The organism is Kitasatospora sp. NPDC059146 (assembly GCF_042786665.1).
Taxonomy (GTDB): domain Bacteria; phylum Actinomycetota; class Actinomycetes; order Streptomycetales; family Streptomycetaceae; genus Kitasatospora.
The window spans coordinates 44,861-60,714 of the sequence record NZ_JBHZCY010000025.1 but is presented as its reverse complement, the minus strand read 5'-3'; the positions used below and the strand labels follow the sequence as shown (position 1 = coordinate 60,714).

Annotated in this window: 12 protein-coding genes and 2 pseudogenes; 4 read left to right on the top strand and 10 right to left on the bottom strand. The window is 72.4% G+C overall.

What is annotated here, in order from left to right; genetic code table 11:
- Positions 1–43: 43 nt before the first annotated feature.
- Entirely contained in the window at positions 44–1,006 is a 963-nt protein-coding gene (locus ACFXPX_RS14205) for a DUF1152 domain-containing protein (protein WP_380592737.1), read from the bottom strand.
- Between the two features lie 69 nt (positions 1,007–1,075).
- On the opposite strand from ACFXPX_RS14205, the gene ACFXPX_RS14200 reads away from it, so the two are divergent.
- Positions 1,076–1,717, top strand: a complete 642-nt coding sequence (locus ACFXPX_RS14200; protein ID WP_380641330.1) for a DUF6891 domain-containing protein — start codon at positions 1,076–1,078, stop codon at positions 1,715–1,717.
- Positions 1,718–1,760: 43 nt separating this feature from the next.
- Here the strand turns inward: ACFXPX_RS14200 and ACFXPX_RS14195 are convergent, their stop codons facing one another.
- The 3 genes from ACFXPX_RS14195 to ACFXPX_RS14185 all read right to left on the bottom strand — a co-directional run bounded on the left by ACFXPX_RS14195 (position 1,761) and on the right by ACFXPX_RS14185 (position 4,493).
- Positions 1,761–2,186 (bottom strand): hypothetical protein, encoded by a 426-nt coding sequence (locus tag ACFXPX_RS14195; protein WP_380641328.1) that lies wholly within the window; start codon positions 2,184–2,186, stop codon positions 1,761–1,763.
- A gap of 284 nt (positions 2,187–2,470) precedes the next feature.
- Positions 2,471–3,262: a hemerythrin domain-containing protein gene (locus ACFXPX_RS14190; protein ID WP_375892619.1), complete on the bottom strand. Its 792-nt coding sequence runs from the start codon at positions 3,260–3,262 to the stop codon at positions 2,471–2,473.
- Between the two features lie 169 nt (positions 3,263–3,431).
- Positions 3,432–4,493: an alpha/beta hydrolase gene (locus ACFXPX_RS14185; protein WP_375892620.1), complete on the bottom strand. Its 1,062-nt coding sequence runs from the start codon at positions 4,491–4,493 to the stop codon at positions 3,432–3,434.
- Positions 4,494–4,946: 453 nt separating this feature from the next.
- Here ACFXPX_RS14185 and ACFXPX_RS14180 point away from each other — a divergent pair, with 453 nt between their 5' ends.
- Positions 4,947–5,699: an SDR family oxidoreductase gene (locus tag ACFXPX_RS14180; RefSeq protein ID WP_380403726.1), complete on the top strand. Its 753-nt coding sequence runs from the start codon at positions 4,947–4,949 to the stop codon at positions 5,697–5,699.
- Positions 5,700–5,765: 66 nt separating this feature from the next.
- Here the strand turns inward: ACFXPX_RS14180 and ACFXPX_RS14175 are convergent, their stop codons facing one another.
- The 6 genes and pseudogenes from ACFXPX_RS14175 to ACFXPX_RS14150 all read right to left on the bottom strand — a co-directional run bounded on the left by ACFXPX_RS14175 (position 5,766) and on the right by ACFXPX_RS14150 (position 11,789).
- Positions 5,766–5,987, bottom strand: a complete 222-nt coding sequence (locus ACFXPX_RS14175) for a hypothetical protein (RefSeq protein WP_375892623.1) — start codon at positions 5,985–5,987, stop codon at positions 5,766–5,768.
- A 114-nt stretch (positions 5,988–6,101) separates the two neighbouring features.
- Entirely contained in the window at positions 6,102–7,853 is a 1,752-nt protein-coding gene (locus ACFXPX_RS14170; protein WP_380641326.1) for a carbohydrate-binding module family 20 domain-containing protein, read from the bottom strand.
- 270 nt (positions 7,854–8,123) lie between these two features.
- Positions 8,124–8,852 (bottom strand): annotated as a pseudogene (locus ACFXPX_RS14165) (putative Ig domain-containing protein); the annotation flags it as partial.
- A 201-nt stretch (positions 8,853–9,053) separates the two neighbouring features.
- A pseudogene (locus ACFXPX_RS14160) lies at positions 9,054–9,491 on the bottom strand (trypsin-like peptidase domain-containing protein); the annotation flags it as partial.
- A 366-nt stretch (positions 9,492–9,857) separates the two neighbouring features.
- Positions 9,858–10,778, bottom strand: coding sequence for a hypothetical protein (locus ACFXPX_RS14155; RefSeq protein ID WP_380641324.1), 921 nt, complete (start codon positions 10,776–10,778; stop codon positions 9,858–9,860).
- Between the two features lie 96 nt (positions 10,779–10,874).
- Positions 10,875–11,789 carry a hypothetical protein gene (locus ACFXPX_RS14150; protein ID WP_380641322.1) on the bottom strand — a complete coding sequence of 305 codons (915 nt, stop codon included), beginning with the start codon at positions 11,787–11,789 and terminating at the stop codon, positions 10,875–10,877.
- A 160-nt stretch (positions 11,790–11,949) separates the two neighbouring features.
- Between ACFXPX_RS14150 and ACFXPX_RS14145 the strand changes: the two genes are divergently transcribed.
- Positions 11,950–13,071, top strand: a complete 1,122-nt coding sequence (locus ACFXPX_RS14145; protein ID WP_375890200.1) for an alpha/beta hydrolase — start codon at positions 11,950–11,952, stop codon at positions 13,069–13,071.
- Positions 13,072–13,240: 169 nt separating this feature from the next.
- Positions 13,241–15,712 (top strand): ArnT family glycosyltransferase, encoded by a 2,472-nt coding sequence (locus ACFXPX_RS14140; RefSeq protein ID WP_380590792.1) that lies wholly within the window; start codon positions 13,241–13,243, stop codon positions 15,710–15,712.
- Positions 15,713–15,854 lie beyond the last annotated feature (142 nt).

Here is a 15,854-nt window from a genome sequence, read left to right as displayed (position 1 = left end):
CCCCCACACGCCGCGCCCCACACCCGCTCCCCGACCGTCGGGGTCAGTGCGGGAACTGCCGGGGCGGCCGTCGGCTGGGCAGCTCGTCCCGGAACTCCTCGATGAGGGTGGAGATCTGGCGGGTCAGCACGGTGTGCTCCAGCCGGTCCAGGTAGCGGTTCTCGGCGGCCAGCGCCTCGACCGTGACGCCGAAGTAGAGCGTCATCAGCGGATTGACGAAGAGCTGCCCGCCCTTGGTCCGCTCGGTGAACTGCACGTCGCCGAACTCGCCGCGCAGCGCGGCCGCCACCGAGCCGTTGACGATGCTGGGGTGCTCCGGGAAGGCGGCCCGGGCGTGCTCGACGGCGTCCAGGTAGAGCGCGCCCTCCCGGCTGCCGCGCGGGATGGAGAAGGCGCCGAGGTAGCCGCCGGCCCGGTCGATCGCCGCGAGGTTCTCCAGCACCAGGGCGTGGTTGACGCCGTGGTGGGCGTCGATGCCGAAGCCCAGGCAGGCGACCAGCCGTTCCGGCACCTCCGTCAGGCCCGCCACGGCGGCCAGGCTCGCCATGTCCTCCTCGGGCGTGCCGAGTCCCGTCTCGTCGCCGCGCATCAGGATGTCGGTGCCGCCGTCCACCAGCAGGATCGCGTCCACGTCCAGGTGGGCGACCAGGGTGCGGTAGGCCTCGCGGAGCAGTCTGACGCCCACGGTCGGGAAGGCCCACACGGTGTCGGGCATCCCGTGCAGCCGCAGCCAGCGGGCCAGCGTGCGTTCCGGGAAGTAGCCCTCGGGGGCGGGGGTGTCGGGCCCGATCCTGGCGACGTCGGGCTGGTGCCAGACCTCGCCGGGCAGCCCGTAGAGGTGGGTGAAGGAGAGGTTGGCCAGGTGCACGTCCTTGCCGGCCGCCCGCAGGGCCAGGGCGATCGGGAGTCCGGCGTAGACGTCGAAACCCCCGCCGGCGCCGGCGATCAGAATCCGCTCGGCGGCCAGCAGCCGGGTGATCAGCGGGGGTTGCAGCAGAGAGGTCACCGCCGGACGGTAGCGCACGGGTGGTGGCCTCGGCCCGGAATTGTCAGTGCCGGGTGCCAGGATGCGGACATGACCCAGGATGCGGGCATGACCCGGGACACCGCGCTCACCTCCGACGTGCTGCTCGAAGCCCAGGAACGGGCAGGCGAGTTGATCCGGTGCGGCTTCCAGGAGCCGGACGAGATAGCCGAGTCCCTGGTCGAGGTCCTCGACGACCAGGGGCTGACGCAGGAGGAGGCGGAGCGGATCGTCGCTCCGCTGTGGGAGGAACGGCTCGCCGAGCAGGCCCACTGGCCGGAGTTCACGGACGTGGACCGGCTGGAGCGGGCCTTCGACCTCCTGGAGGACCAGGGCATCGTCGCGGCGATGGACTTCACCTGTTGCGCCGCCTGCGGCTACGCGGAGATCGGCGGCGAGGCGGACGAGGACTCGCGGGGCTTCGTCTTCTTCCACCAGCAGGACACCGAGGCGGCCGCGGCCGGGCGCGGGCTGATGCTGCGCTACGGCGGCTTCCGCACCGGGGAGGAGTCGGACGGAGCGGAGTCGGGCGGGGCGGAGTCGGGCGGGGCGGCGGAGCAGCGGACGGTGGAGATCGGCCGGGCCGTGGTGGCCGCGGTGGAGACGGTCGGCCTTCCGGTGGAGTGGGACGGCTCGCCGCACACGGCGATCCGGGTCGCTCCGCTGGAGTGGCTCAACCGCCTGCCGGAGTAGGGGCAGGAGCGGCCGCGCGCCGGGGAGCGCTGCGGCGGAACGGTCAGCGGTTGACGTGGAGTTCGGCGTAGTGGTCGCCCTTGTCCGCCTTGCGCAGGGTCACCTTGACCCCGCCCACGGTCGACTCGCTGTCCTTGTCGACGGTCTTCTTGTCGCCGCCGATCGTCACTTCGGCGTTCTTGTCGGTGATGCGGCCGACGGTCATGTCCAACGGGTGGTCACCGCCGAAGACCTTGACGGTCTTGGAGGCGTCGGCGCCGTCGGTCCGGACGGACAGGGTGCAGCTGTTGTCGTCGAGGCAGAGGGCGACGCCGCCCTCGCAGGCGGTCAGTCCGGCGCCCAGGGTCAGGACGGCGGCCGAGACGAGCAGGGCCGGGCGACGGACGGCGGGCAGCAGGCGGCCATGGGCGCGGGAAGGAACACGGCCGCGGGTACGGGGTGCGGTGGGTGTGCTGCGGGCTGAGGTCATGGCTCCGACGGTAGGGGGTGCCGGGCCGGGCGCCATCGACCGCCGGCGGTACGCCTCCCCCGGTCGCAACCCCGGGGCGGGGACCGCCTCGACCCCGAGACGGATGGGTCGAATCCCCTAGGGGGACAAGAGAGTTGAGGACGTCGGCCGAGCATCGGGCAGTAGCTCGGCAGCGGCTCGGCAAGGGCTCGACAACGGCTCCGACGCGAGTCGGCCGCGCGCCGGTCATATGTCTCCGGCACGTGCCACGCGCGTAGATCAACGGCCCGCGAAAGGACCGGCGCTCAGTCGACCAGGCTCCCCAGGCCGCCGCCGGCCACGCCCTCGCCCGCCGCCCCCCACAGCGGCGCGGTGCAGCGCTGGTAGGTCGCCTGCCAGTGCGGCCAGTTGCGGGCCACGTCGTCGTCGCACTCGGCCAGCAGCCGCTCGACCAGCACCGGGTCGACCCCGTCCAGCAGCCAGGCCAGCGCGTCCGCCGTGCCCGGGCCGTCGGCCCCGCGCAGCAGGTCGAGCAGTTCGGCCAGGCCGCCGAGCCGGGAGCTGTCGGCCACCACCCGCTCCATCCGGGGCAGCAGCTGCCGCTCCTCGATCCGCAGGTGGGTCTCCAGCCGGGCGGCCAGGTCCTCCATCGCGTAGGCGACCGGCCAGGCGCTGCCGGTGTCCCGGCTGGCGATCCGGACCAGCGTGGTGACCCGGGTGAAGGAGTGGTCCAGGTTGTGGTGGTCGGCCTCCAGCCAGTTCAGCAGCAGGCGCAGCTCGGGCGCGAAGCGCCGCACGATCGGCCAGATCCGGGTGTCCTGCTGCTCGTGGTGGCAGGTCAGCATGGCGGTCATGAAGGTCCAGTGCCGCAGCACGGCCTCGCCCTTGTCCTCCTCCTCGGGCTGGAGCAGCCGCAGCGCGTTGGGCAGCCGCGCGAGGTCGCGGCGCAGGGCCGCGTGCACCAGCCGCAGGCCGGCGAACCGGACGGTGACCGGCTCCTCGTCCGTGGCCGGCCCGTACGCGTCCCGGGGGTCGACTCCGGGCACCGCCTGGGCGGGGACGGAGACGGCGGGCGGGGGCAGCAGGTGGATCGGCATGGCACTCTCTTCACGGCTGGTGAGGACGGAGGAGGCGGCCGGTGAGGACCGCCCCATCCAAGGTGCTCGCAGTCGATCAGAAGCGAATCAATGTCCGATTGACGCGCAGGTCACGGGCCTGCGCGGGGGCGGGGGCGGCTGCTGCGGCCGCCCCCTCCCGGGGCCCGGATCACTCCGAGGCCGGGCCCTCCAGGTTGGCGCTGAGCCACTGCAGGGTGTCCGGGATCATCTTCTTGAAGTCCGAGGTCAGGTGCTTGCCGCCGGGCTGCTCGTAGTACTGGATGGTCACCGGGGCGACGGCCTTGGCCACCCAGCTCTTGACCAGGTCCTTCTCGTAGCCGTTGGCCCCGCCGGCGGTGACGTACATCTTCACGTCGGCCTTGCCCTGGGTGATGAGCAGGTTGGGGTTGTTGGCCGCCTTCTCGGCGTCGTGGCCCTTCCACAGCCCGGAGTCCGGGACGAAGTAGCCGTCGATCGGCACGGCGGCCTTGTAGACGTCCGGGTACTGGAGGGCCATCTTGGCGCTGCAGAAGCCGCCGGTGGAGGCGCCCATCACGCCCCAGCTGTCGCGCCCCTTCAAGGTGCGGAAGTTGGCGCGGACCCAGGCCGGGATGTCCTCGGCCATCCAGGTGCCCATCTTCGGCTGGCCCGGGATGTCGGAGCAGTCCAGCGCGTTCTTCTCGTCGCTGTTGAAGTTCTGCACCGGCATGATCATGATGAACGGGTGGGCCTTGCCCTGCTTGGCCAGCTGCTCGTCCGCCTCCTGGATCGGCAGCTGGTTGTCGGTCCAGGTGTTGTAGCCGTTGCTCTGGCCGCCCGCGTAGAGGGTCAGCACCGGGAAGCCGGTCTTGGCGAACTTGGGGTCGTTGTACTCGGGCGGCAGCCAGACCCAGACCTGGCCGGTGACGCCGGACTTCGCGCCGGTCACCTTGGTCATCATGATCGGGCCGGCGCCGGTGTCCCGGACCTTGTTGAGGCTGGCGGCCGGGCCGGTCGGCATCAGCACCTTCCCGTTGCCCGGGGTGGGCTGGTCGGCGGTGGGCGTCCCGGGGACGGCGCTGCCCGTGGCGCTCGCACCGCCCGTGCCGGTGGTCGCCGCCGGGGTGCCGTCGGCCGAGGAACCGTTCCCCTTCCCGCCGTCGGACCCTCCGCAGGCCGCGAGCGAGGCGGCCAGGGTGAGCACGGCGGCGCCGGTCAGGACGGCACGGGAACGGGACGACTGCCTAAGCACGGTGAGGACTCTCCGACCGATGTCGCGCCCGGTCCGTCTGACCGGGCGGCGGCCCCCCGGTGGGGCCGGACAGGCCCGGGGGCGCGGGCGCTGTGCGGTCCCCGGAGCGGTGGTGCGCCGTCCGTCGCGGAAGGGCACCTCCCTGCGATCTTATGACGTGGCCCGGGGCGGGCCGGTTGCGAGGTGGCCACCGGAAATCCAATGTTTGTTCGCGATCAGGTAAAGGTCTTCACCGCGCCCGCCGGACGGCGGGGGCCGCCCGGCGGGGAGCACGGGCACCGGCCCGTCCGGCCGTCCGGGTTTTGGACGCTTTGCCCAGTGACGGTGGCCCGCACATCCGGAACGATCGCTCCGGCACCCTCTTCGACCGGATCCGGGAAGAGTGTGACCGTACCGGTACCGAGCCACCGAGCCACCGAGCCACCGAGCCGTCGAGCCACCGAGGAGAGCGCCATGCTGGAGCAGATCGCCGTCGTCACCGGAGCCGGGAGCGGGGTCGGCCGGGCCGTCGCGGTGGAGCTGGCCGCGGCCGGCTGGCGGCTGGTGCTGGCCGGGCGCCGGGCCGAGCAGCTGCACGCGACGGCCGCGGCCTTCCCCCGGGGCGTGCTGCCCGCCGACGTGGTGCCGACCGACGTCACCGACCCGGCCGCGGTGGACGCGCTGTTCGCGACGGCCGTCGGACACCACGGCCGGGTGGACCTGCTGTTCAACAACGCGGGGACCTTCGGCCCGGCCGTCCCGGTGGACGAGCTGGCGGTCGAGGACTGGCGGGCGGTGGTCGACCTCAACCTGACCGGCGCCTTCCTCTGCGCCCGGGCCGCCTTCCGGCAGATGCGGGCGCAGTCCCCGCAGGGCGGCCGGATCATCAACAACGGCTCGATCTCCGCGCACGTCCCGCGCCCGCAGTCGATCGCCTACACCGCGACCAAGCACGCGGTCACCGGCCTGACCAAGTCGCTCTCGCTGGACGGCCGCCCGTACCGGATCGCGTGCGGCCAGATCGACATCGGCAACGCGGCGACCGACATGACGGCCGCGATGAGCGCCGGAGTGCGGCAGGCGGACGGCCGGATCGCGCCCGAGCCGACCATGGACGTGGCGGACGTGGCCCGCACCGTGCGGCACATGGCGGCGCTGCCGCTGGAGGCCAACGTGCAGTTCGCCACCGTGATGGCGACGGCGATGCCGTACATCGGGCGGGGCTGAGGCCCGCCCGCCGGAGCGCCCGTCCTCCAGCTCGCCCGCCCGCCGGAGCGCCCGGCGGCGGAGCGCTCACTCGTCGTGCGAGTGGCGGTACCGCAGCCCGCAGCCCCGCCGCTCCAGCCGGTAGACGCTGGTGGTCGGCCAGTACTCGCCGTCCTCCACGACGGGCAGTTCGGCGCGCAGCACCATCCGCAGGGCGGGCGGCGGGGCGGTGGCGTGGACCCGCTTGCGGTGGCCGTCCCAACGGCCGCCGCACAGTTCGAGGTCCAGGACGAGGGGGGTGGCTCTCATCCCGTGATGGTGCCAGCGCCACCTCCGCCCGGGAGGTCCGGGACGGCGCCGCCACTCACACGGGGGACCCCCGTCAGCCGTGGGCTGACGGGGGTCCCAGGTACGGGCAGAGGGCTACGGCCGCCAGGTGTCGTTCAGGGTGACGTTCCCCGAACCCGGCACGGTCGCCGCCCGGTTGGCCCCGGACTCCCAGGTCACCGCCCCGCTCGCGTCCTTGCGCAGGTACTTGTACTGGAAGGAGGTGCCGGCCGGCAGCGAGAGCGCCAGCGACCAGACCGGGTACCCGGCCGAGGACAGCGGCAGCGCCTTGGCCGGGTCCCAGCCCCCGAGCGCCGCGGCGTCACCGACCACGTACAGGTTCTGCCCGTACGAGGTGGTCGCGTTGACGTTGAAGGAGGCGCCGGACACCGCCGTGCCGGGCTGGACGTACAGCGCCACCGCGTCGCCCGCGCCGACCGTCGCGGTGAACTGCCCGTTGGCGCCCACCTGGTAGGTCGGGCCGGTGCAGCCCCCGCCGGGCTGCGGGTCGCCGTGCTGGACGTCGCAGTACGTCCCGGCCGGCAGTCCGGTCTGGAAGGTCTGGGTGATCGCGCCGCCCTCGTGGTTGATCGCGACGTAGCCCCGGTTGCCGCGGCCGAAGGCGATCGCGTTGTTGCCGTTGGACCACCAGCTGGTCACCCCGGTGCCGGCGACGGCGTTGCGGAAGCCGACCATGTTGGCGATCTGCCGCCAGGCGTGGGTGCAGTTCCAGCCGTCCTGGTAGCAGGCGTTGACGGTGCCGCCGTTGGGCGGGCCGTCGTCGTTGCCGCTGAAGCCGTAGCCCGAGTAGACGTTGGGCGAGCCGTAGGTCGAGGCCAGCAGGAAGACGTTGGCCAGGGTGTAGGTGCTGCCGTAGGTGTAGTTGAGGGTGGAGCCGTTGCGCTCGGTGTCCCAGTTGTCGACGAAGCTGCGCGCCTGGTCGCTCGGCAGGTAGCCCCAGGAGGCGCCCCAGGTGCTGAGGCTTGCGAGCTTGTCGGCGGTGAACACGCGCTTGAGGTCGGTGCCGACCCGGAACTCGTCGACGTCGCCGTTGCCGGTGTACTCGGTGGGCTGGACGGGCTCGCCGGCGCCGTAGATGACCTCCTGCACCCAGTAGGCCTTGGGGTTGGCCGTCTTGGCCTTGATGGCGGCGAGGTCGGCGGCGGCGATGTGCTTGGCGGCGTCGATCCGGTAGCCGTCGACGCCGAGCGAGCCGAGGTCGTCCAGGTAGTGGGCGATGGTGCTCCGGACGTAGTCGCTGCCGGTGTCCAGGTCGGCGAGGTTGACCAGCTCGCAGTTCTGGACGTTGCCGCGGTCCTGGTAGTTGGTGATCGGCTGGCGGCAGGTGTGGAAGTCCTGGTCCTGGTACGTGCCGGGGTAGTTGTACTTGGTGTACGCGGTGCCGCCGGTGCCGGTGCCGGAGCCGGCCGTCATGTGGTTGACGACGGCGTCGGCGATCACCTTCACCCCGGCCGCGTGGCAGGTGTCCACCATGTTCTTGAAGGACGTGCGGTCGCCGAGCCGTCCGGCGATCTTGTAGCTGACCGGCTGGTACGAGGTCCACCACTGCGGGCCCTGGATGTGCTCCTGGGGCGGCGACACCTCGACGAAGCCGTAGCCCTTCGGGCCGAGGGTGGTGGTGCAGGCCTGGGCGACCGAGTCGAAGCGCCACTCGAAGAGGGTGGCGGTGACGTCCTTGCCGTTGTTCGCGGGCGGGGCGGCCTGCGCGGCGGGGGCGCCGAGGGCGGTGCCGAGCGAGAGGGCGAGCGCCGCCGAGGCCGCGAGCGCGCCGGCCGTGCGGGCGGGCCGGCGGGTGCGGGCGGGCCCGCGGGTGGGGGTGGTGACCACGTTGTCTCCTGGGGGTGGCTGGGGTGGGGGCAGCCGGGGTGAAGTCTGCAAGAAGCTTCTGTAACTTGCCGGAAACTTGCAGCGCTGAACCTAGGGCGACCGGAACAGGCCGTCAAGGTCCCAGGAGATTCGTTTCTGCATCGACACGGAGCGGAGCACAGCCGAGGCACGGCCGGAGCGTTCCCCGGAGCACGACAAGGGCCCGGCGGCCGTAGCCGCCGGGCCCCTCACCTGCCCTGGTTCACCGGTCCCTCAGGAGCCGGTGCGACCTCAGCCGGTCTGGACGGAGGTGTCGTCGATCACGAAGCTGGTCTGCAGCGAGGAGTCCTCGGTGCCGGTGAACTTCACGGTGACCGTCTGGCCCGCGTAGGCCGAGAGGTCGAAGGTGCGCTGCTGGTAGCCGGCCGCGGCGTCCACGTTCGAGTAGGTCTTGAGCGTGGTGCCGTTGACCGAGACGGCCAGCTTGTCGTACGCGGTGCTGCCGGTCTCGGCGGTGTCGATGTGCAGCCAGAAGCTCAGCGTCGCCTTGCAGCCCGCCGGGATGCTCACCGTCTGGGACAGCGTGTCGGTGTGGGTGCTGCCGTAGCCGTCCAGGTACGCCTTCCAGCTACCGCCGTGCGACGGCTCGGACGAACCGTTGTCGATCACACCGCTCGAAGCCGTCCACGGCGACGCCGTCCCGGTCTCGAAGCCCGGGTTGCCGAGCAGCTGCGCCGGGGTGCAGGAACCGCCGCCACCACCGGTGACCGTCCAGGCGAAGCTGGCCGTACCGGACTTGCCGGCCGAGTCCTTCACCGTGACCGTCACGTTGGAGCTGCCCGCGGCGGAGGCGGTGCCGGAGATCAGACCGGTCGAGGAGTTGATCGACAGGCCGGCCGGCAGCCCGGTCGCGCTGTAGGACAGCGGGGCGGTGCCGCCGGAGGCGTTGATCTGCAGGTTGACCGAGCCGCCCACCGCGGTGGACTGGTCACCGGGGTTGCCCACCGAGACGGCGGCGCCGGCCGGCTTGGTGAGCAGGCAGCCGGGCACGGTGAGGTCGACGGTCCGGGCGGAGTTGACGCAGGTGGTGAACCAGTAGGTCTCCTCGCCGTAACTCTGGCCCTTGAAGGCCTTGGTGGAGCCGTCGGCGGCGACCTCACAGGGGTTGTTGAGGGTGCACATCTCCCCGTCGTCGTTGCCGGTGTTGTTGATGCCGACGATCCGCCCGCTCGCGGAGTCGATGATCGGCGAACCGGAGGTGCCGTGGGTGGTGTTGCAGCCGGAGCTGTAGCGCAGCGAGTCGTGCCAACTCCACTGGTCCTCGCGCAGGGTGGGCACGAACCCGTTGACGGAGCAGTTCCACACCTGCTTCCAGTACGAGGACGGTATGTACATCGACGAGCCGTCGACCGGGTGGGCGTCGTTGATGGTGAGGGCGGTGGCGCCGTACTTGGAGGTGATCGAGGCGAAGGTGTCGGTGAGTTCGTAGAGGGCGACGTCGGTGCCGGTCATCGTCGCGTAGATCACCTTGTCGCCCTGGACGGTGCCGAGGCTGTTGCCCGCGCCGTCCAGCAGGGTGCCGCTGCGGCTGGCGCTGACGTTCTGGATGACCTGGCCGTAGGGGGGCATGGACGGCAGGCAGTGCCCGTTGGTGAGCATCATGGCCCGGTCGCCGGAGGCCGAGGTGGGGAACCGGACGAGCGAGGCGGAGCAGTCGTCCAGGGCGATGGTCGACGTCAGGTCGGCGGCCTGGACGGCGTGGGCGGGGGCGGCGGCGAGGACCAGCCCTCCGGCGACGACGGCGCTCGCACCGGCCATCGCGACAAGTCTCTTGAACATGGCTCTCCTTGTGGGGGATCGCGGGCCGCCCGGCTGGTCGCCGAGGCCCACGCCCGCACGAAAGTGCCATGGTCACTTCAAGCGGTCAACAGTTCCCGCACAACTCGCCACCCCAGGGGCCGGGTTGTGCCATCGTTTGGCAACAACCCGTCCTGGTATGCCCGTTACGGGACGAGTCGGCGAAGGTCACGGCTGCGGCGCGGAGTCCGCGCTCTGCCCGTCGACCTTGGCATTGCCCTTGCCGTCCTGCGGGCGGACGGTGATCGTCCAGATCGTCCCGCCGCCCTTCGAGTCGAACGCGTGCGGCTGCTGGAACTTGACGTGGCTGCAGTCCTGCGTGAACTGTCGCGCCTCGGAGTCCCAGTCCACACCGGTGGTGTAGTAGAAGTCGTACGAGCCGTCCGCGATGCCCTCGATGGTGGCCCGCTGCCCCTTGGCGGCGAACACCGAGGCCACCGAGGCGCCGTTCCGGGCGATCGTGAAGACCACGTCCGCCTTGTTGCCGCTGTTGTCGACCTCCAGCGTGCCCTTCCCCTCCCCGCCGCCCTCCCGGACCATGGTGCCGTTCTCCAGGGTCCGCGGCTGCGCGGGCAGCTTCGGGAGGTCCGGGACGGTGAAGGTGCTCCGGTGGCCCGCCGCCGTCAGCTTCGTGACGGCACCCGAGACGCCGGACAGGCCCTGACCGCCACCGATCCGCGCCTTTCCGGCGCTGACGCCGCAGAGCCTGTCGAGCCTCATGTCGGTGCGGATCGCCGACGCCTCGTCGGAGAGCGAGCGCAAGGCGTTCACCAGGTCGGTGCGCACCGCCTCGGCCCCGGCCGGCGCCGCGGCGTCCTTCAAGGCCTTGGCGGCGTGGCTGGATTCGGTCTCGACGGTGGCGAGCGCGATGTTGAGGTCGGGCATGGTCTTGGCCTCGGCCGCCTTCCCCAACCCGCCGCCGATCGGCGCGAGGGCCTGGTCGAGCGTGGTCCCGTACGGCGTCGCGGTGGCCGTCGGCGTGGCACTCGGCGCCGCCGTACCACCCCCGCCACCGCCCGAGCACGCCGCCAACAGCAGCACCGCGCCGACGACCAGACCGGACCTGCCCGCGGACCCCGATAACGTCACAACCCACCCCGATGACACCGTGCGCACACTCCGTGCACAGACGGGCCACATGCTGCCGAGCACGAACCGTCCCGGTCAAGCGGTTTCGGGCGAACGCTACGGCTGCGCAAGCGGATCGGACCTCAACCACTCGATGTCGCGCCGCTCCTTGCCGTCCGGCGCGAGGACGGTGAGGGTCCAGATCGTCCCGCCCCGGTCCGGCGTGAAGTCGTGGGTACCGGTGAACCTGGCGAACGCGCAGCCCTGGGTGAACTGCTTCGCGCCGGAGTCCCAGTCCAGGCCGGTGCTGAAGTAGAAGTCGTACACGCCGTCCGCGATGCCCTCGATGGTGGCCTGCTGCCCCTTGGCCGCGTACACCGAGGCCACCGACGTGCCGTTGGCGGCGATCGTGAAGACCGCGTCCGTCTGCCCGGTGTTGTCGACCTTCACCACGCCCTTGCCGCCCTTACCGCCCTCCTGGACCACGGTGCCGTTGTCCAGGCTGCGCGCCTGCGTCTGCGGCTTGGGCAGTTCCGGCACGGCGAAGGCGGTCCGGTAACCGGCCGCCGCCAGCTTGGCGAGCGCCGCCGAGACCCCGGCCACTCCCTGGCCGGCGCCGAACTGCGCCAGTCCGCCGCCGACGGAGCACACCCTGTGCTCCGAGATGTCCTTCCCGACGGGCTCGGTGTCGGTGGCGAGCGTTGTCAGGGCGGTCGCCAGGTCGGCCCGCGCCGCCGTGGCGCCGGAGGGCACGGTGGCGGCGTTCACGTTCCGCGCGGCCCGGTTGGCGTCGGACGCCAGGCGGGTGAGCGCGGTGTCGAGGTCGAAGGCGCTCTTGGCCGAGGTCGCCTTGCCGAAGTCGACGCCGACCGGCGCCAGGGCCTGGTCGAGCGCCGTCCCGAACGGCGTCGCAGCGGCGGACGGCGAGGCGCTCGGCGCGGCCGCCGCGCCACCGCCTCCACCCCCGCCCGAGCACGCCGCGAGCAGCAGCGCCGAACCGATGGCCAGACCGGCCTTGCCGATGGACTTCATGACCCCACCCCATGTCACCCGGCACGCGCACCGCGCGCACACCCCGCGACATGGTCCCGAGTACGAACCACCCCGGTCAATCCGTTTCCGGCGACCACCCGCGGGGGCCGTCCCGCCCCGCCCGGCGGGGTCGACGCCGGGGTCAACTACGATCGGGCACGTGCTCAGCCTCACCGGACTCCCCCTCCAGGTCATCACGTCGGTCATCGCGATCGTCGTCTTCGCCGCCACCATGTGGTTCTGGCCCAAGTTCGGCGGCAAGGGCTGGAAGTCCTGGCTGGGCCGGATCGGCGCCTTCCTGGCCACCCAGCTGTCGGTGCTGGCCGCGATGGGCCTGATCGCCAACAGCTACTTCGGCTTCTACAGCTCCTGGACCGACCTGCTCGGCACCAGCGGCGGCCTCGGCACGGTGGTCGACCACCAGCCGAACGCCTCCGGGGTGTCCGTCACCGGCGAGCAGAAGTTCTACTCGTCCCAGGGTTCGGAGCCGGACCGCTCCGGGATGATCCAGAAGGTCGACGTCAAAGGGGCCGGCACCGGCCTGAGCACCGAGGCGTACGTCTACCTGCCGCCGCAGTACTTCCAGCCGGGCTTCGCCAAGCAGCGCTTCCCGATGGCCGTGGTGCTGACCGGCTACCCGGGCACCCCGGAGAAGCTGATCTCGCTGATGCAGTACCCGGCGTCCACCCTCGACGCCATCGAGCAGAAGAAGCTGCCGCCGACCATCCTGGTGATGACCCGCCCCACCCTCGTCGACAACCGGGACACCGAGTGCGTCGACGTGCCGAACGGCCCCCAGGTCGAGACCTTCTTCACCAGCGACCTGCCCAAGGCCCTCGCCACCACCTACCGGATCGGCACCGACCCCTCCAACCGGGCCGTGATCGGCAACTCCACCGGCGGCTACTGCGCGCTCAAGTTCGCCCTGCGCAAGCCCGACTCCTACCCGGCCGCGGTCGCGCTCTCCGGCTACTACAGCGCCGCCCACGACCCGACCACCGGCGACCTGTTCGGCGGCAACGACAAGCTCAAGCAGGAGAACGACCTGCTGTGGCGGCTCAAGAACCAGCCGGCCGCCCCGGTCTCGCTGCTGCTGACCACCGCGAACGACGAGAACAACTACGACGACACCAAGGCCATGGTCGCCGCCTTCAAGGCGCCCACCAAGATGTCCACGATCACCCTGGACACCGCCGGCCACAACTTCCACACCTGGACCCGGGAGATCCCCCCGGCCCTGGAGTGGCTGGGCAAGCACATCACCATGCCGGCCGCCGCCTGAGCGGCCCGACGGGACCAGCGGTCCGACGGGACCAGCGGCCCGACCGCCCGAGCCCGACCGGACGAGAGCCCCCTGACTCCGCCTCCGGACGGGTGAAACCGGGCAGATCACACCCGCCTCACAGCCGTATCTCACGGTTCTCTCAGCCACGCCACGCACGGTATGGCGCATGACCACGAGCAGCTACTCCCCTCCGGCCGGCGATCCGTGGCCCGAGGCCGCGAACTACCCGCCACCGGAGGCGCCGCGGCCGGACCCGGCGCCGCTCTTCCCCGAGCAGCCCCTGCCGACGACCGGCCCCAAGGGCCCGGCCTCCTGGTCCGGACGGCTGCGCACCCTCCCGGCCCGCGCCTGGCGCGGGCGCGCGGACGACCCGCGCTGGGTGCGCCCGGCCCTGCTGGCGCTGATGGCCGCGACGGTCGTGCTCTACCTGTGGGGCCTGGGCGCCTCCGGCTGGGCCAACGCCTTCTACTCGGCGGCCGTGCAGGCCGGAAGCCAGAGCTGGAAGGCCTTCTTCTTCGGCTCCTCCGACGCCGGCAACTTCATCACCGTCGACAAGCCCCCGGCGTCCCTGTGGCCGATGGCGCTGTCGGTGCGGCTGTTCGGCCTCTCCTCCTGGTCGATCCTGGCCCCGCAGGCGCTGATGGGCGCCGCCACCGTGGGCGCGCTGTACGCGACGGTGCGCCGCCGCTTCTCCCCGCTCGGCGGCCTGCTGGCGGGCGCCGCGCTGGCGCTCACCCCGGTCGCGGCGCTGATGTTCCGCTTCAACAACCCGGACGCGCTGCTGGTGCTGCTGCTGACCCTGGCCGCGTACGGGATGGTGCGGGCGGTCGAGACGGCGAGCACCCGCTGGCTGCTGTTCACCGGCGCGATGTTCGGCTTCGCCTTCCTCACCAAGACGCTGGCGGCCTTCCTGATCCTGCCCGCGTTCGCGGTGATCTACCTGGTCGTGGCGCCCACCGGCTTCTGGCGGCGGCTGCGGCAGACCCTGCTCGCCGGCGTGGCCGTGGTGGTCGCCGGCGGCTGGTGGGTGGCGGTCGTGGAGCTGCTGCCGGCCTCGGCCCGCCCGTACGTCGGCGGCTCGCAGGACAACGACTTCCTGTCGCTGACCTTCGGCTACAACGGCCTCGGCCGGGTCGACGGCAACGAGCGCGGCAGCGTGGGCGGCGGCGGCCGGATGCCCGCCGGGCTCGACCTGCCGGGCGGCGCCGGGCACAGCCGGGGCTGGGGCCAGACCGGCATCACCCGGCTGTTCGGCAGCGACATCGGCGGGCAGATCGCCTGGCTGCTGCCGGCAGCGCTGATCCTGCTGGTGGTCGGCCTGTGGGCGACCCGCCGCTACGCCCGTCCGGACACGGCCCGCGCGGCCTTCCTGGTCTGGGGCGGCTGGCTGGTCTCCACCGCGCTGATCTTCAGCTTCATGTCCGGGATCTTCCACCAGTACTACACGGTGGCGCTGGCCCCGGCCGTCGCGGCGCTGTTCGGCATGGGCGTGGACGGCCTGTGGCGGGCCCGGCACCGGCTGCCGTACGCACTGCTGCTGGCCGGCGTGCTCGCGGTGACGGCCGGGTGGGCGTTCGTCCTGCTCGGGCGCAGCTCCGACTTCCTGCCCTGGCTGCGCTGGGCGGTGCTGGTCGGCGGACTGGCGGCCGCGGGGGCGCTGGTCGCCGGGCAGGTGGCAGGCCGGGTCTCCGGACGGACGGGCGCGCGGATCGCCTCGGTGGCGGGCCTGGTGGGCCTGGCGGCGGCGCTCGGCGGTCCGGCCGCGTACGCGGTGGACACCGTGGGCACCGCGCACAACGGCTCGATCATCACGGCCGGTCCGTCCGTGAAGGGCGCGGGCTTCGGGCCGGGCTCCTTCGGCAAGGGCGGCAAGGGCGGCCGGGGCTTCCCGGGCGGCTTCGGCGGCGGCCAGGGCGGCCAGGGTCAGGGCGGCCAGGCCGGCCAAGGTGGTCAGGGTGGTCAGGGCGGCTTCGGCGGGCGGGGTGGCCAGGGCGGCCACGGCTTCCCGGGCGGTCAGAACGGCCAGGGCGGTCAGGGCGGCTTCAACGGCGGCTCCGGCCGGGGCGCCGACGGCACCGCCCCCGGCGGCCGCCACGAGCGCGGCGCGGGCGGGTCCACCGGCTCCGGCGGCGCCTCCGGTACGCCCGGCTTCCCCGGGTTCCCCGGCGGCGGCCAGGACCCCGAGGGCGCGGGCGGCCCCGGCGGCTTCGGCGGCGGCATGGGCGGCGGCATGGGCGGCCTGCTCGGCGGCACCAAGGTGAGCGACGAGGCGAAGTCCCTGCTCTCGCAGGACTCCGGCCAGTACACCTGGGCGGCCGCCACCACCGGTTCGCAGAACGCCGCGAGCTACCAACTCGCCACCGGCAAGCCGGTGATGGCGCTCGGCGGCTTCAACGGCACGGACCCCTCGCTCAGCCTGGCGGGCTTCCAGAAGTACGTCCAGGAGGGCAAGGTGCACTGGTTCATCGGCGGCGGCTCGCACCGCGGCTTCGGCGGCGCCGGCGGGGCGGGCGGCGAGGGCGCCGAGGGCGACCAGCAGACCGAGTCGGCGCAGATCGAGGCCTGGGTGACCAGCCACTTCACCGCCAAGACGGTCGGTGGCACCACCTTCTACGACCTGACGGCCCCGAAGGCCTGATCCGGTCGGTCCGACCCGGGCTCCGGGAACCCTGACCCGGAGCCCGAACTCCCCAGGGGGCGTGCCGCGTTCGCGCGGTACGCCCTCTTTCGCGTGCCCCTTTCGCCTGCCCCTTCGCCTGCCCCTCTCACGGGTCCCTTTC

Bases quoted from the DNA above. Each gene is read 5' to 3' on its own strand.
- ACFXPX_RS14190 (WP_375892619.1), bottom strand. From the start codon at position 3,262: ATGCCGATCCACCTGCTGCCCCCGCCCGCCGTCTCCGTCCCCGCCCAG.
- ACFXPX_RS14175 (WP_375892623.1), bottom strand. From the start codon at position 5,987: ATGAGAGCCACCCCCCTCGTCCTGGACCTCGAACTGTGCGGCGGCCGT.
- ACFXPX_RS14180 (WP_380403726.1), top strand. From the start codon at position 4,947: ATGCTGGAGCAGATCGCCGTCGTCACCGGAGCCGGGAGCGGGGTCGGC.
- ACFXPX_RS14195 (WP_380641328.1), bottom strand. From the start codon at position 2,186: ATGACCTCAGCCCGCAGCACACCCACCGCACCCCGTACCCGCGGCCGT.
- ACFXPX_RS14150 (WP_380641322.1), bottom strand. From the start codon at position 11,789: ATGAAGTCCATCGGCAAGGCCGGTCTGGCCATCGGTTCGGCGCTGCTG.
- ACFXPX_RS14140 (WP_380590792.1), top strand. From the start codon at position 13,241: ATGACCACGAGCAGCTACTCCCCTCCGGCCGGCGATCCGTGGCCCGAG.
- ACFXPX_RS14200 (WP_380641330.1), top strand. From the start codon at position 1,076: ATGACCCAGGATGCGGGCATGACCCGGGACACCGCGCTCACCTCCGAC.